The organism is Blastococcus sp. TBT05-19 (assembly GCF_003319095.1).
Classification (GTDB): Bacteria; Actinomycetota; Actinomycetes; order Mycobacteriales; family Geodermatophilaceae; genus Blastococcus.
This window is the reverse complement of record NZ_QOHI01000008.1, coordinates 94,947-115,568: the sequence shown is the minus strand read 5'-3', so window position 1 is coordinate 115,568 and position 20,622 is coordinate 94,947. Positions and strand designations below refer to the sequence as shown.

Below are 20,622 nucleotides of genomic sequence, written 5' to 3'. Positions count from 1 at the left end.
GGCGGGCGCCGGGTGCCGACGGGGGAGACTGGCCCGGTGACCTCCTCCCCGCTGCCCGATGCCTGGTTCACCCGCGACCTCCCGGTGCTGCGGGCCATCGCCCGGCTGGTGGACGGCCCGGAGCACGGTGGATCGCCCTACCTGCTCGGCGCGGTGGTGCCCGCCAGCGGGCTGTCCAAGGCCGAGGTGGTCTCCGCCGCCAAGGCGCTGGCGGCCGCCGGCTACATCGAGCCGCTCACCAACCACGCCGGCGACATCGTGCGGATCACGGCCATCTCAGCCGAGGCGCGTCGGCTGGCTGGCCTCTGGCCGACGCCGCAGGGGGAGTGGGACCGGCTGCTGGAGCAGATCGGGGCGCGGGCCGAGAACGCCCCGGTCGAGGTGGAGCGGCAGCGGTGGCGTGCCCTGGCCGACGCGGCCGCCGCCGTGGGACCGGACTCCGGCGCCCTGCTCATGCAGTCGCTGATCGGTGGTTACGTGCCCCGCAAGCGCTGACCGGGCCCGTGAACGACAGCGCCCCCGCCCGGAGAACCGGGCGGGGGCGCTGTGCTGATCAGGAGATCAGAGCGGGGTGACGTTCGCAGCCTGCGGGCCCTTCTGGCCCTGCTCGATGTCGAACGCGATCCGCTGGCCTTCGTCGAGCGAGCGGTACCCGCTGGTCTGGATGGCCGAGTAGTGGACGAACACATCCGGTCCGCCGCCGTCAGGGGTGGCGAAGCCGAACCCCTTCTCCGCGTTGAACCACTTGACAGTTCCTTCGGGCATTGCTCGCTCCTAGCTGAGGTGGTGCATCGGGGTCCTGCCATAGCGCAGGGCCTTCCCGACGTGCCAACCCTAGCCAAAGATCGCCGGAAGGGAACACGCTGCAGCAGAACTGTGACCTGCACCTCTTCCGGACCGCACCGCTGCGCCGCCGGGCGGTCACAGCAGGTGGCCGGGCTCCTCGGGGAACGACGGCGCCACCCGACGCCGGCGGCCGGTGTAGGCGCCGATCGAGTAGGTGCTGCGGGAGGACACCGGCGGGGGTGACGCGGCGGGCAGCGCGAGGGGCTCGGGGCGCCAGCAACGGACGCCGATCGGTGCCTCGCGGACCGGCTCGAACGGCTCGCCGGCGTCCGGGCGGGGGAGGAGCGACCGCCCCCACCGCTCGGCGCCCAGCTTGAGGGCGAGCAGGACGGCGAGCGCGACGGAGACGGTGAGGAAGGCGTCGGTCACCGCCGTCGCCACGTCCAGGGCCGTGATCCGCGGCCAGCCGACGGACTCCAGGGAGTGGCCGACCATCTCGATGACGACGTAGAACACGCCGTACACCAGCAGCCAGACCCTCACGACCATCCCTTCGTCGGTACCTCTGACCTGCATCGGTCCCGGTCGAGGGATGCCTGAGGGCAAGGGGAGGGAGGGAGCGCGCCGCCTCACCCGTCCGGGGGAACCGGCCCCGGGCACGGCGGTCTTGCGGTTTCCCTGCGGATCCCTCGGCGTTCCCGTGCGCCTGGTGCCGCACGGTCGTGGAGCCGGACGGATCCGGCATCTCGCGCCGAACCAGGAGAACCCCGATGCGCACCGCAGCCGCCCGCACCGCTCCCGCCCGCCTCGCCGACCAGGACGGGGCCGTCGTGCCGCTGCACGACATCGAGGACCTGCACGACGCCGACCTGGACCTCGTGCTTGCCGACCGCCTCGCGGAGTCGGCCGGCGCGCTCCGGGCCGTGGTCGCGGCCGCGACCGTCGCGATGATGGTGTCCGGTCCCGCTGCCCTGGTCGCCCACGCGCTGGGAGCGGAGGCGCACCGGCTCGCCTCCTGAGCGCGTGCGGGGAGGTCACCCGGGAGGGTGACGACGGATCGCAGGCACGAAATGTCGAGGACACGCCCGCCGATGCACACGGTGGAGGACGGCATGTCGTTACCGTCCGCCGACGCGGTCACGAGGCCGACCCGTCTCTGAAGTGCACAGGTGGAGGATCCCGATGAGCCAGCCCGACGCTGTCCGGCCGGAGGTGAGCACCTCTGCGGACGTGACGCTCGTGGCCCGCGGGATCACCGTGACCGCCTCGGTCGAGGTCTCCAACGAGTTCGTGATCGCCGTGCGCCCCGAGGGCGAGGGCACGGCGTGGAAGACCGCGGTGAAGTCCGGTGACCAGGTCGAGGTGTACTGGATCTCCGGCTACGAGGAGCGCACCCTCCCCGCGAAGATCGCGGGAGTCGACGACGACACCACCGACGTCCTGTGGAATCTGCAGGCCACCGGTCCCGCCGAGCGGAGCCAGCGCCGACGCACCGTGCGCGCCCGGGTGGAGCTGCCCGTCAGCATGCCCTGGTCGGACGGATTGCTGCCCGGCCTGACCGTCGACCTCAGCGAATCCGGCATGCGGGCCCTCGTCGACGGCTGGGGCGTCCCGCCGGACAACGGCACCCGTACCGATGTCATGATCGACCTCGGGGAGAAGGTCGTGCATGTGACCGGCGAGATCGTCCGGCAGAACGTGCAGGGCCCGCGCTGGCTCTTGTCCCTGCGCTTCCTCGACGTGTCCGAGGCCGACGGTGACGTGCTGCGCCGGCGGGTGTTCAAGGCTCTGCGGGACGAGCGCGCGAAGGCAGAGTGACCTGGCGCGGTCAGCCCTCGGTCGCGGAGGCGGGCTTCTTGGCCCGGCTGGGCTGTACCCGCATCGGCTCGCCCGGCATCTTCGGGTAGTCCGGGGGATAGGGGAGGTCGCCCATGCCGGCGTCGGCCTCCTGCTTCTCGGCGAGCTCCAGCAGGCCCGAGATGTCGTAGGCGTGGTCGGCCAGGCCGGCGTGCTTGTCACCGACCTCGCGGAAGCGCGCCGGCATGGTGAGGACGTCGAAGTCGAACGGTGAGACGTCGGGCAGCTCGTCCCAGTCCACCGGCGCCGACACCGGGGCGTGCGGCTTGGGCCGGATGGAGTAGGCGCTCGCGATCGTGCGGTCCCGGGCCATCTGGTTGTAGTCGATGAAGATCTTCTCGCCGCGCTCCTCCTTCCACCACGACATGGTCACGCGGTCGGGGAGACGGCGTTCCAGCTCCCGCCCGAAGGCGATCACCGAGCGGCGCACCTCGGTGAAGGTCCACCGCGGCTGGATCGGCACGTAGATGTGCACCCCGCGACCGCCGGAGGTCTTCGGCCAGCCCTCCATGCCGAACTCGTGCAGCAGCTCGCGCACGTGCGGGGCCACCCACACCGCGTCGGAGAAGTCCGTGCCCGGCTGCGGGTCGAGGTCGATGCGGATCTGGTTCGGCGACTCGACGTCGGCCTTGTCCACCGGCCAGGGGTGGAAGGTCAGCGTGCCCAGGTTGGCGCACCACGCCACGACGGCGACCGAGTCCGGCGCGATCTCGTCGGCGGTCCGGCCGCTGGGGAAGGTGATGTGCGCCGTCGGCACCCACGGCGGGGCGTTCTTCGGCACCCGCTTCTGGTAGAACGCGTCGCCGGTGTTGTCCACTCGGGTGGACAGGCGCGCGCCCTCGAACACCCCGCCGGGCCAGCGCTCGAGCGTCGTCGGCCGGTCCTTCAGCGCGAACAGGATGCCCTCGCCGACGGCGACGAAGTACTCCACGACGTCGATCTTCCGGATGCCCTTCTCCCCGAAGTACGGCTTCTCGGGGCTCGAGACGCGCACCTCGTGCCCGTCGACGTCGAGGACGACGGCGTCCTTGCTGCTGGCCATCTCGCCGCTCCGCTCGCCGTAGGTCAGGCCGGGCAGGTGAGCCCGTCCTGCGGTGCCACCAGGTCGATCAGGTACGCGTTCACGGCCGCGGTCACGCAGTCGGTCTTCGGGTAGGCGGTGTGGCCCTGACCCTGCCAGGTGAGCAGCACGCCGGCGCTCAGGTCCTCCGCCATGTCGACGGCGCCGGGCAGCGGCGTGACCGGGTCGCCCTGGTTGCCGATCACCAGGATCGGGGCGCTGCCGGCGGCGTCGCGCTCCGGGACCGGCGTCCGCTCGGCGTCCCACACCGAGCAGGTGTAGAGCCCGGCGGCCGAGCCGGCGCCGAACAGCGGGTAGGCCTGGCTCCACTCGGCGACCAGCCGGCGGATCTCGGTCTCCTCCACCGTCTCCTCGGTGTCGGCGCAGTTCACCGCCAGGTTGGCGTCGAGCAGGTTGGAGTACGTGTCGTCCTGCAGGCGCCCGGTGAGCTCGTCGGCCAGGGAGAACAGCGCCTGGGAGTTGCCCTCGCGCGCGGCCCGGAGACCCTGCGCCAGCTGCGGCCAGGACGCGGTGTCGTACAGCGCGGCCTGCACGGCGGTGAGGATGACGCCCGGCGTGGCCTGGCGGGTCTCGCCCGGCTCGGCGCTGGGGATCGGCGCGCCGGCCGCCTGGGCGAGCAGCTCCTCGACGTAGAGCCGCGGGTCGGCGCCGAGCGGGCAGCCGGCGATGAGGCTCGTGCAGTTCGCGGCGAAGGCGTCGAAGCCCGCCTCGAAGCCGGCGGCGCTGGCCTCGGCGTCGGCGACGGCGTCGGTGTCCGGGTCGACCGCGGCGTCCAGCACCATCGCCCGCACCCGGTCGGGGAACAGCTCGGCGTAGGTGGAGCCCAGGGTGGTGCCGTACGAGTAGCCGAGGAAGGTCAGCTGCTCGTCGCCCAGGGACCTGCGCAGCTGCTCCATGTCGCGGGCGGTGTCGACGGTGTTGAAGGTGCCCAGCGCGTCGCCGTACTCCTCGGCGCAGCCGTCGGCGACCTCGCGGGTGAGGGCGAAGACGTCGTCGAGCTGCTCGGCGGTGGTCGGCCGCGGCTCGGCGGCGATCACCCGGTCCTTGAGCTCGGCGGGGATGCACTCCACCGGCGTGGACAGGCCGACGCCGCGCGGGTCGAAGCCCACGACGTCGAAGCGGTTCAGCACGTCCTGGGGGAGCGTGAGCGCCAGGCCGATGGCGGCGTCCGCGCCGGAGCCGCCGGGGCCGCCGGGGTTGACCACCAGGGAGCCGATCCGCTCGGTCTGCCCCGCGGGCGTCGCACGCACCAGGAAGAGCGGCAGCGTCGCGCCGCCGGGCTCGTCGTAGCTGATCGGCACGTCCGTGCGGCCGCACTCGAAGAACAGGTCGCGCTCGCTGCCGGGCTGGCCCTCGATCAGCGGCTGGATCTGGGCGTCGCAGTCGCTCCACTCGATCGGCGTCGCCTCCACCTCGGTGGGGGTGGCGCTGGCGGCGGCGGGTTCCTCCGGCTCGTCGCCGAAGGAGGTGCAGCCGGCCAGTGCCAACGGGAGGGCCAGCAGCAGGCTGGACGCGACGGCCGGGAGGCCACGGTGCAGACGCATGATCACGAGCCTAGGAGGCTTGCGGCCCCGGTGCAGACGCGCGGTCCCGATCGGGCGACGTCGGAGGGGCCGTCGTCACCGCCGGTCAGCTGTCCAGCACCTCGCCGAGGTCGTAGCGAACCGGCACGTCGAGCTGGTCGTACGTGCAGCTGAGGGGGTCCCGGTCGGGGCGCCAGCGGAGGAACTGACCGGTGTGACGAAGTCGTCGTCCTTCGAGCTGGTCGTACTTGATCTCGACCACCAGTTCCGGGCGCAGCGGGACCCACGACAGGTCCTTCTTGGCGTTCCACCGGCTGACCGCGCCGGGCATCCGCTGCTCGCCGTCGGCCTGCACCTGGGCGTTGGCCCAGTCCTGCCACGGGTGCCCGTCGACCGCCTCGGCGCGGTAGGGCGCCAGCTCCTCCACCAGCTCGGCACGGCGCTTCATCGGGAACGACGCCGCGACCCCGATGTGCTGCAGCTCGCCGTCGGAGTACAGCCCCAGCAGCAGCGAGCCCACGATCGGGCCGCTCTTGTGCCAGCGGAAACCGGCGACGACGCAGTCCGCGGTGCGCACGTGCTTCACCTTGGTCATCAACCGCTGGTCGGGGCCGTAGGGGAGCTCGGCGGCCTTGGCGACGACGCCGTCGAGGCCCGCGCCCTCGAAGGTCTCGAACCAGCGCTCGGCGGTGGCCGGGTCGCGCGTGACGCTGGTCAGGTGGATCGGCGGCCGGATGCCGGACAGCGCGGTCTCCAAGCGGGCGCGGCGCTCGGCGAAGGGCGTCTCCAGCAGCGACTCGTCGCCGAGGGCCAGCAGGTCGAAGGCGACGAAGGAGGCCGGGGTCTCCTCGGCCAGCAGGTTGATGCGGGACTCGGCGGGGTGGATGCGCTGCAGCAGCGCCTCGAAGTGCAGCCGGTCGCCGCGCGGCACGATGATCTCGCCGTCGACGACGCAGCGCTCCGGGAGGTGCTCCTTGACCGCGGCCACGACCTCCGGGAAGTAGCGGGTGAGCGGGCGCTCGTTGCGGCTGCCCAGCTTCACCTCGTCGCCGTCGCGGAAGACGATGCAGCGGAAGCCGTCCCACTTGGGCTCGTACAGGAAGTCGCCGGTGGGCACCGTGGTCGCGGCCTTGGCCAGCATCGGCTTCACCGGCGGCATGACGGGCAGGTCCATGCGGCGTAGTCAAGCAGCCGGGGCCGACGGCAGCGCGTGGCCCGGCGTGCGGAGGTGCCGGCACGGCGGCCGTCCACCGCACGACCACACCCGAGGGGCGGTCGCCCTCGTCGGCTGAGAGCCGGCGTCAGCCCACCGAGTACCGGGTGAAGAGCATGCCGTCCTCCTCGAGCACCTGGCGCAGCGTCAGCCGCGCCGGGGAGGGCAGCGCGCCGTCGAGCAGGCGCGCCTCGCCGCCCACCATCGTCGGGGAGACCGAGAGGTCGAGCTCGTCGACGACCCCGTCCGCCAGCGCCGTGCGCAGCAGCTGGGGCCCGCCCTCGCAGGTCACCTGCTCCAGCCCGCGCTCGGCGAGCGCGTCGAGGGCCCCCGGCAGGTCGACGTCGTCCTCGCCGCACACCAGCACGTCGACGCCGGCCTCGGCCAGGGCTGCCCGCCGGCCAGGGTCGGCGGCGGCGCAGGTGACCAGGATCGTGGGGGAGACGGCGTCGGTCACCAGCCCGCTCGTCGGGTCCAGGGACGCCCGCCGGGACACGACCGCGACCGGCATCGTCGGAGTGCGGCCGAGCGACTCCCGCAGCCGGCCGACCGCGGAGCCGAGCAGCACCGGGTGGTAGCCCTCGGCCGCCGCGGTGCCGTGCCCGACGAGGACGACGTCGGCCAGCGCGCGCAGCACCCGGAACACCCGGCGGTCGCCGGGAGCGCCCAGGCCCTCGCTCTTCCCGTCGACGGTGATCGCGCCGTCGAGGGAGGCGATGAAGTCCATCCGCAGCCAGCGGCCCGGTGGGCACCGGTAGGCCTCGACCAGCCCCGCGTCGTCGAGCGGGGCCGGGTCGGGGAGCAGTCGTCGCACGTCAGCGGGTGGTCAGGACGGCTGCGCTCTCGGCGGGGAGGGTCACGGTCGTGCCGTCCAGCGTCGGTTCGTCACCGGTGGAGAAGACCACGCCGACCGCGGCCCGGTCCAGGTCGACCTCCCGCGGCTGGTCGGCCAGGTTGGCCACCACCCGCAGCCCGCCGCGGTGCACGGTGATCGTGCGGTCCTCGTCGTCCCAGCTCACCTCGACCGCCGACAGGTCGGGGTCGACCAGGTCGGGCTGCTGCTTGCGCAGCGCCAGCAGCGCCTTGTGGACGGCGAGCAGCCGGGCGTGCGGCTCCTCCGCGGGCTCGGCCCAGTCGAGCTTGGAGCGGGTGAAGGTCTCCGGGTCCTGCGGGTCGGGCACGATCGCGGGGTCCCAGCCGTGCTCGGCGAACTCGCCGATGCGCCCCTCGGCGGTCGCCTTGCCCAGCTCCGGCTCGGGGTGGCTGGTGAAGAACTGCCACGGCGTCCTCGCCCCCCACTCCTCGCCCATGAAGAGCATCGGGGTGAACGGGGCGGTGAGCACCAGGGTCGCGCCCACGGCGAGCAGGTCGGGGGAGAGGGTCTCGGAGATGCGGTCGCCGGTGGCGCGGTTGCCGATCTGGTCGTGGTCCTGCAGGTAGCCGAGGAACTTCCAGCCGGGCAGGCGGGCGGTGTCCACCGGGCGGCCGTGCGAGCGCCTGCGGAAGCTGGACCACGCGCCGTCGTGGAAGAACGCGCCGGTCAGCGTCTTGGCCAGGCCGCCGAGGCCGGCCTCGGCGAAGTCCGCGTAGTAGCCCTGACCCTCGCCGGTCAGGGTGCTGTGCAGCGAGTGGTGGAAGTCGTCGCTCCACTGCGCGTGGATGCCGCTGCCGCCGGCGGCACGGGGGGTCACCATCCGCGGGTCGTTGAGGTCGCTCTCCGCGATGAGGGTGAGCGGCCGGCCGACGGCGACCGACAGCCGGTCCACCTCGGTCGACATCTGCTCGAGGATCGGCGTCGCGCGCTCGTCGACCAGGGCGTGCACGGCGTCGAGGCGCAGACCGTCGACGTGCATGTCGCGCAGCCACATCAGCACGTTGTCGAGGATGTAGCGGCGGACCTCGTCGGAGTCCGGGCCGCTCAGGTTGATCGAGTCGCCCCAGGTGTTGGAGCCGCCCTCGGCGAAGACCGGGAAGAACAGCGGCAGGTAGTTCCCCGACGGGCCCAGGTGGTTGTAGACGACGTCCTGGATCACGCCGAGGCCGCGCTGGTGGCAGGCGTCGACGAACCGCTGGTAGGCCTCGGGACCGCCGTAGGTCTCCTGGACGGCGTACCAGAGCACGCCGTCGTAGCCCCAGTTGTGGGTGCCGTTGAACGCGTTGACCGGCAGCAGCTCGACGAAGTCGACGCCGAGGTCCACCAGGTGGTCGAGCCGCTCGATCGCCGAGTCGAGCGTGCCCTCGGGGGTGTAGGTCCCGATGTGCATCTCGTAGACCACGCCACCGGCCAGCGGGCGCCCGGTCCAGGCCGAGTCGCCCCAGGAGTGGGCGGAGGGGTCGAAGCGGCGGGAGAGGCCGTGCACGCCCTCGGGCTGGCGCCGCGACCGCGGGTCGGGCCGGGGGGTGTCGTCGTCGCCGAGCAGGTAGCCGTAGTCGGCGTCCGGCCGCGCGTCGACCTCGGCACGCCACCAGCCCCCCTCGTCCCGGCGCATCTCGTGGACGGTGCCGTCGACCTGCACTCGCACGCGTTCGGGCAGCGGGGCCCAGACGGCGAACTCGGCGGGAGCGGGCATGCGGGGGCCTCCGATGAGAGGGGACGGCGGGGGGCGGAGGAGTTCTGCCCGCGTTCGGGCACCCCAACCCTGGACGCCGTGCCCCGCGTGCCGCGCGGAAAACCGGCTGTGACCGGGTTCTCTGCCGCTATCGTCCGGCGCCACCGGTACCGCTGGGTACCCCATCCGCCGGAGGTCGCCCGTGGGCACGGTCCGCACCCTCGTCCTCCCCGTGCTGCGGCTGATCGTCTGGTCGGTCATCGCGGTCGCACTGGTCGTGCTCGCCTTCCGCGGCGGCAGCGACACCGACGTCTCGGCCGGCCCGGGTGCGCCGGTGCTCGACCTGTCGTCGCCGGTCGTGCCGGTCGCCCGCGGCACCGTCGCCAACACCGTGACGGTCACCGGCACCGTCGTCGCCGACGACGCCGTACCGGTGAGGGCCACCGCAGCCGGCACCGTCCGGCGGATCCTGGCCGGCCAGGGCACGGCGGTCGCCGCCGGTCAGCCGCTGCTGGAGATCCGGGTCGAGGAGCAGCTGCAGCCGACCACGGGCACCGACGCCGAGGGCAACCCGACGGTCACCCCGCGGCCGCCGCGGGTGCGCACCGTCGCCGTCCTCGCCCCCACCGGCGGCACCGTCTCCGCGATGGACGCGCTCGTCGACCAGGTGGTCGCGGTCGGTGACAAGGTGGGCGCCATCGGGCCGGGCACCCTGTCGGTGACCGCGCCGCTGACCCAGGCCGAGCAGTTCCGGCTGCTCGCCCCGCCGTCCACCGCCGAGGTGACCGTGGAGGGCGGACCGGCACCGTTCACCTGCACCGGGCTGGCCCTCGGCGCCGCCCCGGCGCCCACCGGGGACGACGACGGCCTGGGCGGGCCCGTGGGCCCGCCGTCCTCCGGCGGCGGCACCACCGCGCGGTGCGCCGTCCCCGCCGGGACCACCGTCTTCGCGGGCATGGCCGTGACCGTCGCCGTCAACGCCGGCACCGCCGAGGACGTGCTGGTCGTGCCGATCACCGCCGTCCAGGGGTCGGTGCAGCGGGGCAACGTGTGGGTGGTCGGCGAGGACGGCGCGCAGGAGGAGCGGCCCGTCGTCCTCGGGCTCAGCGACGGCGACCAGATCGAGGTGCGCGAGGGGCTGACCGAGGGCGAGCAGGTGCTCCAGTTCATCCCGGTGCCCGACGACACCGTCGACGACCAGATGATGGGCGGGCCCTACGGATGAGCCTGCTGCAGCTGAGCGGCATCAGCCGTGAGGTCGTCCTGCCCGACGGGACCCTGCTGCCGATCCTCACCGGGGTCGACCTGGAGATCGCGCCGGGGGAGCACGTGTCGATCGTCGGCCGCTCCGGGTCGGGGAAGTCGACGCTGCTCAACATCCTCGGTCTGCTCGACACCCCCACCGGTGGCACCTACCTGCTCGACGGCGAGCCCACCGACCACCTGCGGGCGCGCCGCCGGGCACGGCTGCGGGGCGAGGTGTTCGGCTTCGTCTTCCAGCAGTTCAACCTGCTGCCGCGTCGCACCGCCGTGGAGAACGTGGCGGCGCCGCTGCTCTACGCCCGCGGCCGCGACTTCCTCCGCCGCCGGCGGACCGCCGCGGAGATGCTCGAGCGGGTGGGGCTCGGCGCCCGCGCCGAGCACGTGCCCGAGCGGCTCTCCGGCGGCGAGCAGCAGCGGGTGGCGATCGCCCGGGCGCTGGTCCGGGCGCCGCGGGTGGTGCTGGCCGACGAGCCGACCGGCGCATTGGACGTGGAGACCGGCGCGCAGGTGATGGCCCTGCTCGCGCAGGCCACCGCGGAGAACGGTGCCGCGCTGATCACCATCACCCACGACCTGTCGGTGGCCGCGCTCGCGAGCCGGCGGTACCGGCTCGACGGCGGCCGGCTGTCGCAGCTGGTGGAGGCCGGGTCCCTGGGTGCCGCGACCTCGGACCGGGGGACGGCGTGATCGGCGTCCTCGGTGCGCTGTCGGAGGCCTGGGACGAGGTCCGGGTGCACAAGAGCCGCGTCGTGCTGTCGCTGGTCGGCGTCTTCCTGGCGGTCTTCGCGATGACGACGGTGACGGCGCTGGGCCTGATCGTGGCGCAGGTACAGCAGGAGAACGCCGAGCGCACGGGTGGGCGCGCGGCGACGATCGTCGTCCAGGCCTTCGACCCGATGACCGGGATGCCCCCGGCCGCCGAGGAGTGGGACGCGGCGGTCGCCGACCTCGTCGAGCGGTACGGCATCACGACGTCGGCGAACATGGCCTACGGCGAGGGGCTCTACCGGCTTCCCGGCGGCACGCAGCGGGTGCAGACGATGCGGGTGTCCCCGTCCTACGGCGTGCTGCACCGCAAGGAGCCGGTGCAGGGGCGCTGGTTCCGCGAGGGGGACCGCAGCTCGCTCAGCCCGGCGCTGGTGGTCAACGAGGCGTTCCTCGAGGCCCTGGGCGTCCCGGACCTGTCCTCCCGGCCCACGGTGGTGCTCGGCGGGCCGGCGCCCGTGACGGCCACGATCGTCGGCGTCGTCCGCGAGGGCTACGGCACCGAGCTGATCGCCTACCGGGTGGACCGCTCCGGCGGGCCCTGGGGGGACGCGGGCGCGGTGGACCCCGCGCAGGCGATGTACGGCGGGCCGACGAGCCTGGAGCTGTGGGTCGGCACGGACCAGGCCGACCAGGTGATGGAGACGGTCACCCACGACCTGCGGCTGGCGCTCGACGGGGCGCAGGTGGACGCCTACCGGCAGGACGCGCAGGGGATGGAGGAGACGCTGGCGATGCTCCGGCTGGCCATCCGCGGCGCCGGCGTCGTGGTGCTGGTCCTCGGCGGGCTCGGGGTGCTGAACATCGGGCTGGTGACCGTGCGGCAGCGGATCCGCGAGATCGGCGTCCGGCGCAGCTTCGGGGCCACCTCCGGGCGGGTGTTCTCCGCGGTGATGCTGGAGAGCGTGTGCGCCACCGCGCTGGCCGGCGTGGCCGCGGTCGGGGCGGCGATCGTGCTGGTGCGCAACCTGCCGGTGGAGCAGTGGTTCAACGACGGCATCCCGCTGGCCGAGGCCCCGGGCTTCCCGGTGGCCGCGGCGATCGAGGGGATGGTCGCGGCCACCGCCGTCGGTGCGCTGGCGGGGCTGCTGCCGGCGATCATCGCCGTCCGCGCCAAGGTGATCGACGCGATCCGCTTTTGAGCACGCCGGGGGACCTGACCGTGACGAGCGGGGGCCGGAGGCTCCCCGAGGAGCGGTCGACGGGGCTCCGCTCACTCGGGGACGGCTCCTGGCCGCGGTGTCGTCCGGAGGACGACGATGTGCTCAGTCGCGGACGAGCAGGGCGACCGGGAGCTTCGCGAGCAGCGCGTCGGCGGCGACGCCGGCGACGTCGGAGACGACCCGCTCACCGGTGAGCAGGTCCCGCCAGGCGCCGTTGGGCAGCCGGAGCGCGGTGTCGCCCCAGCCGTTCTCCGCTAGCTTCGCCGGCAGACGGGTGGCGACGACGACCATGCCGTTCCCGTCCCCCGCGCTCCGGTCGAACGCGACGACGTGGTCGGCTCCCGAGCCGGTGACCTCCACCGGCCGGTAGCCGGCGAACCACCCGGGGGAGTCCCGCCGGGCCCGGAGCACGCGGGAGACGACGAGCAGCTTGGCCGCTCCCGTCTCGTCGACCGCGGGGACCTCGCCGGCGTCGAGCCGGGCCAGCAGCTCCCGGCGCAGCGCGTAGTCGACCGGGCGGCGGTTGTCCGGGTCGACCAGCGAGAGGTCCCACAGCTCGGTGCCCTGGTAGACGTCGGGGACGCCGGGCATGGTCAGCTGCAGCAGCTTCTGGCTCAGCGAGTTCGACCGGCCCAGCGGCGCGATCCGGGCGACGAACGCCTCGATCTCCGCCGTCGTCGTCGGGTCGTCGTACGCGGCGTCGACGAGCGCGTGCAGCTGCTCCTCGAACTCCTGCACCGGGTTGGTCCAGGTCGTCGAGGTGCCGGCCTCGCGGGCGGCCTTCTCCACGTAGGCGTGGGCGCGCTCGCGGGAGAGCGGCCAGGCGCCGACCAGGTTCTGCCACACCAGGTGGGCGAGCGACCGGTCGGCCAGCGGGTGGCGGACCAGCCATCCGCGCACCAGCTGCGCCCACTCGGACGGGAGCTCGGCCAGCACCGCGAGCCGGGCCCGCACGTCCTCGCTGCGCTTGGTGTCGTGCGTCGACAGCGTGGTCATCGACAGGGGCCGCTTCTCGAGCCGGCGCAGCTGGGCCTCGTGGAACTCCGCGACCGTGCTGCCGAACGCGGCCGGGTCGCCGCCCACCTCGTTGAGCGCCACGAAGCGGGCCCAGCGGTAGTAGGCGCTGTCCTCCACGCCCTTGGCCATGACCGGGCCGCTGGTCTGCTCGAACCGGGTCGCGGCCTCGGTCCCGGCCTGCGACAGCACGGGGTGCAGCGCGTCCAGGGCAGCGGTCAGGTCGGGACGCCGCTCGCGCACCGCGGCCACGGTCGTGTCGAGGTGCTCGCGACCGTCGGGCAGGTAGCTGCGGTAGACGGGGAAGCTCGCCAGCAGCTCGGCCAGCGCCTCGGTCTGCTGGGCGGCGTCGGTGTCTCCGGCCGCCCGACCCCGCTCACCGATGACGCGCACCAGGCGGGCGACCTCCGAGCCGAGCATCCCGTCGGTGACCTCGCGCTTGCAGTCGTGGACCAGCTGCGCGTAGTCGACCTGCCGCCCGGCGAGCTCGGTGTCCAGGGCGGTGATCGCCGCCTCGCCGGCCGGGTCGACGAGCACCTCGTCGACCTCGGCCAGGGCGTCGTACCCCGTGGTGCCCGCCGTCGCCCAGGACTCCGGCAGGTCCTCGCCCGGCTCCAGGATCTTCTCCACGACCGTCCACCGGTTGCCCGACGCCTCGGCCAGCCGGTCCAGGTAGCCCTTGGGGTCGGCCAGCCCGTCCGGGTGATCGATCCGCAGACCGTCGACGGCGCCGTCGCGCACGAGCCGCAGCACGAGCTCGTGGGTGGCGTCGAAGACCGCCGGGTCCTCGACCCGGAGCCCCGCGAGGGTGTTGATCGCGAAGAAGCGGCGGTAGTTCAGGTCGGAGTCGGCGCGGCGCCAGTCGACCAGCTCGTAGTTCTGGCGGGCGTGCACCTCCTGCGCGGTGCCCTCGCCGGTCCCCGGGGCGATGGGGAAGCGGTTGTCGTAGTAGCGCAGCTCGGCTGCGCCACCCTCACCGTCGACCACCTCGAGCTTCTCGACGTCGTCCGCCGAGCCGAGCACCGGGATGCGGACCTTGCCCGAGCCGAACTCCCAGTCGATGTCGAAGGCACCGGCGTGCGCGGAGGCCTGGCCGTGCTGGAGCACGTCCCACCACCACGGCGCGGCCGCCGGGTCGTCGACGCCCATGTGGTTGGGCACCAGGTCCAGCACCAGCCCGAGACCCTGCTCGTGCAGCGCGGTGACGAACCGGTCGAAGCCCTCCTGCCCACCGCGCGCCTCGTCGATGTGCGCGTGGTCGACCGTGTCGTAGCCGTGGCTGCTGCCTTCGGCCGAGCGCAGCAGGGGGGAGGAGTAGGCGTGCGTGACACCCAGGTCGGCGAGGTAGTCCGCGACCTCCGCGGCGTCGGTCAGGGTGAAGTCCGCGTGCACCTGCAACCGGTAGGTGGCCGCGGGGACGCCGCGGCGCGGTTCCTCCCCGGGTGCCAGGTCGGGGCCGGTCACTGGGCCGGTCCGGTCAGGACCACGATCGCCCGGCCGTCGACGGTCACGGTCTCGCCCGGCTTGAGCTCGACCGCCTCGACCTCGCCCATCTCGGCGGTGTCGAGCACCGTCGTCCAGGCCTGGCAGTAGTCGTCGCCGGGCAGCGTGAACTCGATCGGCTGGTCCGAGGCGTTGAACGCCAGGTAGAAGTGGTCGTCCTTGACGTACTCGCCGCGCTCGTCCATCTCGCGGATGCCCACGCCGTTGAGGTAGACGGCGAGGGACTTGGCGTAGCCGACGTCCCAGTCCTCGTCGGCCATCGACTCGCCCTCGGGGGTCAGCCAGTCGATGTCCGGCACCGGCTCGCCCTGGCCGCGGCGCACGGGCCGGCCGTGGAAGAACCGGCGCCGGCGGAACGTCGGGTGGTCGCAGCGGAGCTGGGTGACCTTCTTGGTGAACTCGAGCAGGCCCTCGTCGACCTTCTCCCAGTCGATCCAGGTCAGCTCGGAGTCCTGGCAGTAGCCGTTGTTGTTGCCGTTCTGCGTGCGGCCGAGCTCGTCGCCGTGCAGCAGCATCGGCACGCCCTGGCTGAGCATCAGGGTGGCGATGAAGTTGCGCTGCTGGCGGGCACGCAGGTGCAGGATCTGCGGGTCGTCGGTCTCGCCCTCGACGCCGCCGTTCCAGCTGCGGTTGTGGCTCTCGCCGTCGTTGTTGCCCTCGCCGTTGGCCTCGTTGTGCTTCTCGTTGTAGGAGACCAGGTCCCTCATCGTGAAGCCGTCGTGCGCGGTGACGAAGTTGATGCTGGCGACCGGGCGGCGGCCGGAGTGCTGGTACAGGTCGGCCGAGCCGGAGATGCGGTCGGCGAACTCGCCGATGGTGCCGCCCTCGCCCCGCCAGAAGTCGCGGACGGTGTCGCGGTACTTGCCGTTCCACTCGGTCCACAGCGCCGGGAAGTTGCCGACCTGGTAGCCGCCGTCCCCGATGTCCCACGGCTCGGCGATCAGCTTCACCTGGCTGACGACGGGGTCCTGGTGGACCAGGTCGAAGAACGCCGAGAGCCGGTCGACCTCGTGGAACTGGCGGGCGAGGGTGGAGGCCAGGTCGAAGCGGAAGCCGTCGACGTGCATCTCGGTCACCCAGTAGCGCAGGGAGTCCATGATCAGCTGCAGCGACTGGGGGAGCCGGACGTTGAGCGAGTTCCCGGTCCCGGTGGTGTCCATGTAGTACTGCTCGTCGCCCTCGACCAGCCGGTAGTACGTCCGGTTGTCGATGCCCTTGAACGACAGCGTCGGGCCCAGGTGGTTGCCCTCGGCCGTGTGGTTGTAGACGACGTCGAGGATGACCTCGATGCCCGCCTCGTGCAGGGCGCGGACCATGCCCTTGAACTCCTGCACCTGCTGGCCGTTGCTCGACTGCGCGTACTCGTTGTGCGGCGCGAAGAAGCCGATCGTGTTGTAGCCCCAGTAGTTGCGCAGGTCCTTCTGCAGCAGCGTGTCGTCCTGCACGAACTGGTGCACGGGCAGCAGCTCGATGGCGGTGATGCCCAGATCGGTGAGGTGCTCGATCGTCGCCGGGTGGGCCACGCCGGCGTAGGTGCCGCGCAGCTCCTCGGGGATCCGGGGGTTCGTCATGGTCAGGCCCTTGACGTGGGCCTCGTAGATGACAGTCCGGTTGTAGGGCGTCCTCGGCGGGCGGTCCACGCCCCAGTCGAAGAACGGGTTGACGACGACGGACTTCGGCATGTGCGCCGCGGAGTCCTCGTCGTTGCGCTCCTTGGTCTCGAAGTCGTACCCGAAGCAGGCCGGGTCCCAGTCGATCTGGCCGTCGATCGCCTTGGCGTAGGGGTCCAGCAGCAGCTTGTTGGGGTTGCAGCGCAGACCCTGCTCCGGCTCGTAGGGGCCGTGCACCCGGAACCCGTACTTCTGGCCGGGGTGGATGCCGGGCAGGAAGGCGTGCCAGACGTAGCCGTCCATCTCCGGGAGGCGGATGCGCTCCTCGCCGCCCTGCTCGTCGAAGAGGCACAGCTCGACCTTCTCGGCCACTTCGCTGTAGATCGCGAAGTTGGTGCCGGTGCCGTCGTAGGTCGCGCCGAGGGGGTAGGCGCTACCGGGCCATACCTGGGTCATCGTCTGGAGTTCCTCCTGCGCAGGGGCCCCGGGGCCTGGGGCGGGTGGCCGGCGCGCGTCGACGCCGCCGGCCGGGGACGGACGTCGGGGACCCGTTGCCCGCGCCGGGGGTCCGCCACACCTGCTCGCGGTGTGAGTCGTGCCCGGTTCCGGCGACGACGACGCCCCCCACGGCGGGGCCGCGGGGGGCGTCGTGCGCAGGTCCGGCCGGATGGCACGGCGGCGGGGCCGACCTCGCCCGGGTGGAGGCCCGGGTGGCGCTGGTCCCGGCGCTGACCGCTCCTGCGATCAGGCACGCTAGGGCGTCCGCGCGGGAGGAGACAAGTACCCGCCCTGCCACTCGGTCACCGGGTGCCCCACCGGCCGCCCGCGGCGCTCGCGGCGCGTTCTGTCACACCGCCGACGTACCTTCGTGCACGTGCGCACGTCCACCGATCTCCGGCCCACCCAGGGGCGCTTCCGCGTCGTCAGCGAGTTCGAGCCGGCGGGCGACCAGCCGGCGGCGATCAAGGCGCTGGCCGAGCGGGTGAACTCCGGCGCGGAGGACACGGTGCTCCTCGGGGCCACCGGTACCGGCAAGTCGGCGACGACCGCCTGGCTGATCGAGCAGGTGCAGCGCCCCACGCTGGTCATGGCGCCCAACAAGACCCTCGCGGCGCAGCTGGCCAACGAGTTCAGGGAGCTGCTGCCCGACGCGGCGGTGGAGTACTTCGTCTCGTACTACGACTACTACCAGCCCGAGGCCTACGTCCCGCAGACGGACACCTACATCGAGAAGGACTCCTCGATCAACGAGGAGGTCGAGCGGCTGCGGCACTCGGCGACGAACAGCCTGCTCACCCGGCGCGACGTCGTCGTGGTCTCGACCGTCTCGTGCATCTACGGCCTGGGCACCCCGCAGGAGTACGTCGAGCGCGCGCTGAAGATCAAGCTGGGGGAGGAGCGCGACCGCGACGAGCTGCTGCGCACGCTGGTCACCGAGCAGTACACCCGCAACGACCTCTCCTTCACCCGCGGCACCTTCCGGGTCCGGGGCGACACGATCGAGATCTTCCCGGTGTACGAGGAGCTCGCCGTCCGCATCGAGATGTTCGGTGACGAGGTGGAGCGGCTGTACTACCTGCACCCGCTCACCGGCGAGGTCGTGCGGGAGGTCGAGGAGCTCTTCGTCTTCCCGGCGAGCCACTACGTCGCGGGTCCCGACCGGATGGAGCGGGCGATCCGCGGCATCGAGGCCGAGCTCGAGCAGCGGCTGGCGGAGCTCGACCGGCAGGGCAAGCTGCTGGAGGCCCAGCGGCTGCGCATGCGCACCACCTACGACATCGAGATGATGCGCCAGGTCGGCTTCTGCTCCGGCATCGAGAACTACTCGCGGCACATCGACGGCCGCAAGCCCGGATCGGCCGGCGCCTGCCTCATCGACTACTTCCCCGACGACTTCCTGCTGGTGATCGACGAGTCGCACGTGACCGTGCCGCAGATCGGCGGCATGTACGAGGGCGACATGAGCCGCAAGCGGACGCTGGTCGAGCACGGCTTCCGGCTCCCGTCGGCGATGGACAACCGCCCGCTGAAGTGGGAGGAGTTCACCGACCGGATCAAGCAGAGCGTCTACCTCTCGGCCACCCCGGGGGACTACGAGCTCGGCAAGGTCCAGGGCGACGTCGTCGAGCAGGTCATCCGGCCCACCGGTCTCATCGACCCGGAGGTCGTGGTCAAGCCCACCAAGGGCCAGATCGACGACCTGGTGCACGAGATCCGCATCCGTACCGAGAAGGACGAGCGGATCCTGGTCACCACGCTCACCAAGAAGATGTCCGAGGACCTCACCGACTACCTGCTGGAACTCGGCATCAAGGTGCGGTACCTGCACTCCGAGGTCGACACGCTGCGCCGCGTGGAGCTGCTGCGCGAGCTGCGGCAGGGCGAGTACGACGTGCTGGTCGGCATCAACCTGCTGCGCGAGGGGCTGGACCTGCCCGAGGTCTCGCTCGTGGCGATCCTCGACGCCGACAAGGAGGGCTTCCTCCGGTCGGGCAAGTCGCTGATCCAGACGATCGGCCGCGCCGCCCGCAACGTGTCGGGCCAGGTCCACATGTACGCCGACTCGATCACCCCGTCGATGGCCCAGGCGATCGAGGAGACCAACCGGCGGCGCGAGAAGCAGATCGCCTACAACACGGCGCACGGCGTCGACCCGCAGCCGCTGCGGAAGAAGATCGTGGACATCCTCGACGGCATCTACAAGGCGGCCGAGGACACCGAGGCGGCGACCGAGCTGCTGGGCGGCTCGGGGCGGCAGCAGTCGCGGGGGAAGTCGCCGGTGCCGGGGCTGTCGTCCAAGGCCAAGGCCAAGGCCGGGTCGATCGACGTGCAGGGCCTGCCCCGGGCCGAACTGGCCGACATGATCCAGACGATGAACGACCAGATGCTGTCCGCCGCCCGGGAGCTCCAGTTCGAGGTGGCCGCCCGGCTGCGCGACGAGCTGAACGAGCTCAAGAAGGAGCTGCGCCAGTTCGACGCCGCGCACGCCTGACGCGGCGCCCCGCGCGCCGCGGCCGGTCGTCCCACCGGGTGAGCGTCCGAAAATTTTTCCGAGCGCCGGGAACCGGATCCGTGGGTCGACCGTTGCGACATGGAGAACCACGGACCGGTGGACGGGAACGTGTGCCCTAGGTGGTTCCGGAGGGGAGTATCCCCCGACGGCAGCGTCGTCAACACGAGGTCCCATGTCCTCCGGCGCTGTCGGCCACGGTCCCGACCGCGGCGGGAGAGACCTCCGGTAGCTGATCTCTGACAGTTCCCGGAGGAAAGTTCCATGGACGTCCCGTTCTGGGTGTGGGCCCTCACGGTCGGCGCGATCCTGGTGATGATCGCGTTCGACTTCTTCGGCCACGTGCGCACGCCGCACGCGCCAACCCTGCGCGAATCGGCCATCTGGTCGGCGATCTACGTCGCGATCGCCGTCGTCTTCGGCCTGCTGGTGTTCTGGTTCGCCGGGGCCCAGTACGGCGGGGAGTACTTCGCCGGCTACATCACCGAGAAGAGCCTGTCGGTCGACAACCTCTTCGTGTTCGTCCTCGTGATGGCCAGCTTCGCGGTGCCGCGCGAGCTGCAGCAGAAGGTGCTGCTGTTCGGCATCGCCTTCGCGCTGGTCCTGCGCACGCTGTTCATCTTCCTGGGCGCCGCGGCCATCGAGAACTTCAGCTGGGTCTTCTACCTCTTCGGCGGCTTCCTGATCTACACCGCCTGGGCCCAGGCCCGCGGAGCCGGGAAGGACGAGGAGGAGGAGTTCACGGAGAACTTCTTCCTCCGGCTCACCCGCAAGGCCGTGCCCACCACGGACGACTACCACGGCGACCGCATGGTCACGAAGGTCGGCGGCAAGCGGCACATCACGCCCCTCGCGATCGCCCTCGTCGCCATCGGCAGCGCCGACATCCTGTTCGCCGTCGACTCGATCCCGGCGATCTTCGGCCTGACCCAGGAGACCTACCTGGTGTTCGCCGCCAACGCGTTCGCGCTGCTCGGGCTCCGGCAGCTCTTCTTCCTCATCGACGGCCTGCTCGACCGGCTGGTCTACCTGGCCTACGGCCTGTCGGTGATCCTCGGCTTCATCGGCGTCAAGCTGCTCATCCACGCGCTGCACACCAACGAGCTGCCGTTCATCAACGGTGGTGAGCACGTGACGCTCGTCCCGGAGATCCCGACCTGGCTCTCCTTGAGCGTCATCCTCGTGACCCTGGTCGTGACGACGGTGGCCAGCCTGGCGAAGTCCAAGCGGGACCAGGCCGAGCACGTGCCGGCGAAGCCGGAGGAGCGGGCGTAGGACGTCCGCC

The 20,622-nt window shown here is 72.2% G+C and carries 17 protein-coding genes; 8 read left to right on the top strand and 9 right to left on the bottom strand.

Annotated features, from left to right (window positions below; genetic code table 11):
• The first annotated feature begins 36 nt into the window (after positions 1–36).
• Positions 37–495 carry a hypothetical protein gene (locus DQ244_RS18890; RefSeq protein WP_113813045.1) on the top strand — a complete coding sequence of 153 codons (459 nt, stop codon included), beginning with the start codon at positions 37–39 and terminating at the stop codon, positions 493–495.
• 66 nt (positions 496–561) lie between these two features.
• Here DQ244_RS18890 and DQ244_RS18885 read toward each other — a convergent pair whose 3' ends face one another.
• Together DQ244_RS18885 and DQ244_RS18880 are read right to left on the bottom strand one after the other, a co-directional pair.
• Positions 562–765: a cold-shock protein gene (locus DQ244_RS18885; RefSeq protein WP_040339721.1), complete on the bottom strand. Its 204-nt coding sequence runs from the start codon at positions 763–765 to the stop codon at positions 562–564.
• A 156-nt stretch (positions 766–921) separates the two neighbouring features.
• Complete coding sequence (locus tag DQ244_RS18880) at positions 922–1,335, bottom strand: hypothetical protein (RefSeq protein WP_369832128.1); 414 nt, start codon at positions 1,333–1,335, stop codon at positions 922–924.
• A 221-nt stretch (positions 1,336–1,556) separates the two neighbouring features.
• On the opposite strand from DQ244_RS18880, the gene DQ244_RS18875 reads away from it, so the two are divergent.
• Together DQ244_RS18875 and DQ244_RS18870 are read left to right on the top strand one after the other, a co-directional pair.
• Entirely contained in the window at positions 1,557–1,805 is a 249-nt protein-coding gene (locus DQ244_RS18875; RefSeq protein WP_113813044.1) for a hypothetical protein, read from the top strand.
• 163 nt (positions 1,806–1,968) lie between these two features.
• Entirely contained in the window at positions 1,969–2,604 is a 636-nt protein-coding gene (locus DQ244_RS18870; RefSeq protein WP_113813043.1) for a PilZ domain-containing protein, read from the top strand.
• A 10-nt stretch (positions 2,605–2,614) separates the two neighbouring features.
• Here the strand turns inward: DQ244_RS18870 and DQ244_RS18865 are convergent, their stop codons facing one another.
• The 5 genes from DQ244_RS18865 to treZ form a co-directional block, all read right to left on the bottom strand.
• The gene (locus DQ244_RS18865; protein ID WP_113813042.1) at positions 2,615–3,685 is read right to left on the bottom strand and encodes a DNA polymerase domain-containing protein; all 1,071 of its coding nucleotides are present in this window, start codon (positions 3,683–3,685) and stop codon (positions 2,615–2,617) included.
• A gap of 23 nt (positions 3,686–3,708) precedes the next feature.
• Entirely contained in the window at positions 3,709–5,268 is a 1,560-nt protein-coding gene (locus tag DQ244_RS18860; protein WP_113813081.1) for an alpha/beta hydrolase, read from the bottom strand.
• 85 nt (positions 5,269–5,353) lie between these two features.
• Positions 5,354–6,421 carry an ATP-dependent DNA ligase gene (locus DQ244_RS18855; protein ID WP_113813041.1) on the bottom strand — a complete coding sequence of 356 codons (1,068 nt, stop codon included), beginning with the start codon at positions 6,419–6,421 and terminating at the stop codon, positions 5,354–5,356.
• 127 nt (positions 6,422–6,548) lie between these two features.
• The gene (locus DQ244_RS18850) at positions 6,549–7,274 is read right to left on the bottom strand and encodes a pyrimidine reductase family protein (RefSeq protein ID WP_199580485.1); all 726 of its coding nucleotides are present in this window, start codon (positions 7,272–7,274) and stop codon (positions 6,549–6,551) included.
• A gap of 1 nt (position 7,275) precedes the next feature.
• On the bottom strand, positions 7,276–9,030 hold the full coding sequence (gene treZ, locus DQ244_RS18845; RefSeq protein ID WP_113813040.1) for a malto-oligosyltrehalose trehalohydrolase: 1,755 nt from the start codon (positions 9,028–9,030) through the stop codon (positions 7,276–7,278).
• Between the two features lie 181 nt (positions 9,031–9,211).
• Here treZ and DQ244_RS18840 point away from each other — a divergent pair, with 181 nt between their 5' ends.
• The 3 genes from DQ244_RS18840 to DQ244_RS18830 are packed head-to-tail and all read left to right on the top strand — an operon-like array spanning position 9,212 to position 12,179.
• Entirely contained in the window at positions 9,212–10,234 is a 1,023-nt protein-coding gene (locus tag DQ244_RS18840; protein ID WP_113813039.1) for a secretion protein HlyD, read from the top strand.
• On the top strand, positions 10,231–10,959 hold the full coding sequence (locus DQ244_RS18835; RefSeq protein ID WP_113813038.1) for an ABC transporter ATP-binding protein: 729 nt from the start codon (positions 10,231–10,233) through the stop codon (positions 10,957–10,959). The genes DQ244_RS18840 and DQ244_RS18835 overlap by 4 nt, the downstream gene beginning before the upstream one ends.
• Positions 10,956–12,179: an ABC transporter permease gene (locus DQ244_RS18830; protein WP_113813037.1), complete on the top strand. Its 1,224-nt coding sequence runs from the start codon at positions 10,956–10,958 to the stop codon at positions 12,177–12,179. Before DQ244_RS18835 ends, DQ244_RS18830 begins: the two co-directional genes overlap by 4 nt.
• 123 nt (positions 12,180–12,302) lie before the next feature.
• Here DQ244_RS18830 and treY read toward each other — a convergent pair whose 3' ends face one another.
• Both treY and glgX read right to left on the bottom strand, forming a co-directional pair.
• On the bottom strand, positions 12,303–14,678 hold the full coding sequence (treY, locus tag DQ244_RS18825; RefSeq protein ID WP_199580484.1) for a malto-oligosyltrehalose synthase: 2,376 nt from the start codon (positions 14,676–14,678) through the stop codon (positions 12,303–12,305).
• Positions 14,675–16,783 carry a glycogen debranching protein GlgX gene (gene glgX / locus DQ244_RS18820; protein WP_113813036.1) on the bottom strand — a complete coding sequence of 703 codons (2,109 nt, stop codon included), beginning with the start codon at positions 16,781–16,783 and terminating at the stop codon, positions 14,675–14,677. The genes treY and glgX overlap by 4 nt, the downstream gene beginning before the upstream one ends.
• 418 nt (positions 16,784–17,201) lie before the next feature.
• Here glgX and uvrB point away from each other — a divergent pair, with 418 nt between their 5' ends.
• Together uvrB and DQ244_RS18810 are read left to right on the top strand one after the other, a co-directional pair.
• Positions 17,202–19,319: an excinuclease ABC subunit UvrB gene (gene uvrB, locus DQ244_RS18815; RefSeq protein WP_113813078.1), complete on the top strand. Its 2,118-nt coding sequence runs from the start codon at positions 17,202–17,204 to the stop codon at positions 19,317–19,319.
• Positions 19,320–19,601: 282 nt separating this feature from the next.
• Positions 19,602–20,612, top strand: coding sequence for a TerC family protein (locus DQ244_RS18810; RefSeq protein ID WP_113813035.1), 1,011 nt, complete (start codon positions 19,602–19,604; stop codon positions 20,610–20,612).
• Positions 20,613–20,622 lie beyond the last annotated feature (10 nt).

Bases quoted from the DNA above. Each gene is read 5' to 3' on its own strand.
- DQ244_RS18885 (WP_040339721.1), bottom strand. From the start codon at position 765: ATGCCCGAAGGAACTGTCAAGTGGTTCAACGCGGAGAAGGGGTTCGGC.
- DQ244_RS18880 (WP_369832128.1), bottom strand. From the start codon at position 1,335: ATGGTCGTGAGGGTCTGGCTGCTGGTGTACGGCGTGTTCTACGTCGTC.
- DQ244_RS18875 (WP_113813044.1), top strand. From the start codon at position 1,557: ATGCGCACCGCAGCCGCCCGCACCGCTCCCGCCCGCCTCGCCGACCAG.
- DQ244_RS18870 (WP_113813043.1), top strand. From the start codon at position 1,969: ATGAGCCAGCCCGACGCTGTCCGGCCGGAGGTGAGCACCTCTGCGGAC.
- DQ244_RS18865 (WP_113813042.1), bottom strand. From the start codon at position 3,685: ATGGCCAGCAGCAAGGACGCCGTCGTCCTCGACGTCGACGGGCACGAG.
- DQ244_RS18860 (WP_113813081.1), bottom strand. From the start codon at position 5,268: ATGCGTCTGCACCGTGGCCTCCCGGCCGTCGCGTCCAGCCTGCTGCTG.
- DQ244_RS18855 (WP_113813041.1), bottom strand. From the start codon at position 6,421: ATGGACCTGCCCGTCATGCCGCCGGTGAAGCCGATGCTGGCCAAGGCC.
- treZ (WP_113813040.1), bottom strand. From the start codon at position 9,030: ATGCCCGCTCCCGCCGAGTTCGCCGTCTGGGCCCCGCTGCCCGAACGC.
- DQ244_RS18835 (WP_113813038.1), top strand. From the start codon at position 10,231: ATGAGCCTGCTGCAGCTGAGCGGCATCAGCCGTGAGGTCGTCCTGCCC.
- glgX (WP_113813036.1), bottom strand. From the start codon at position 16,783: ATGACCCAGGTATGGCCCGGTAGCGCCTACCCCCTCGGCGCGACCTAC.
- DQ244_RS18810 (WP_113813035.1), top strand. From the start codon at position 19,602: ATGGACGTCCCGTTCTGGGTGTGGGCCCTCACGGTCGGCGCGATCCTG.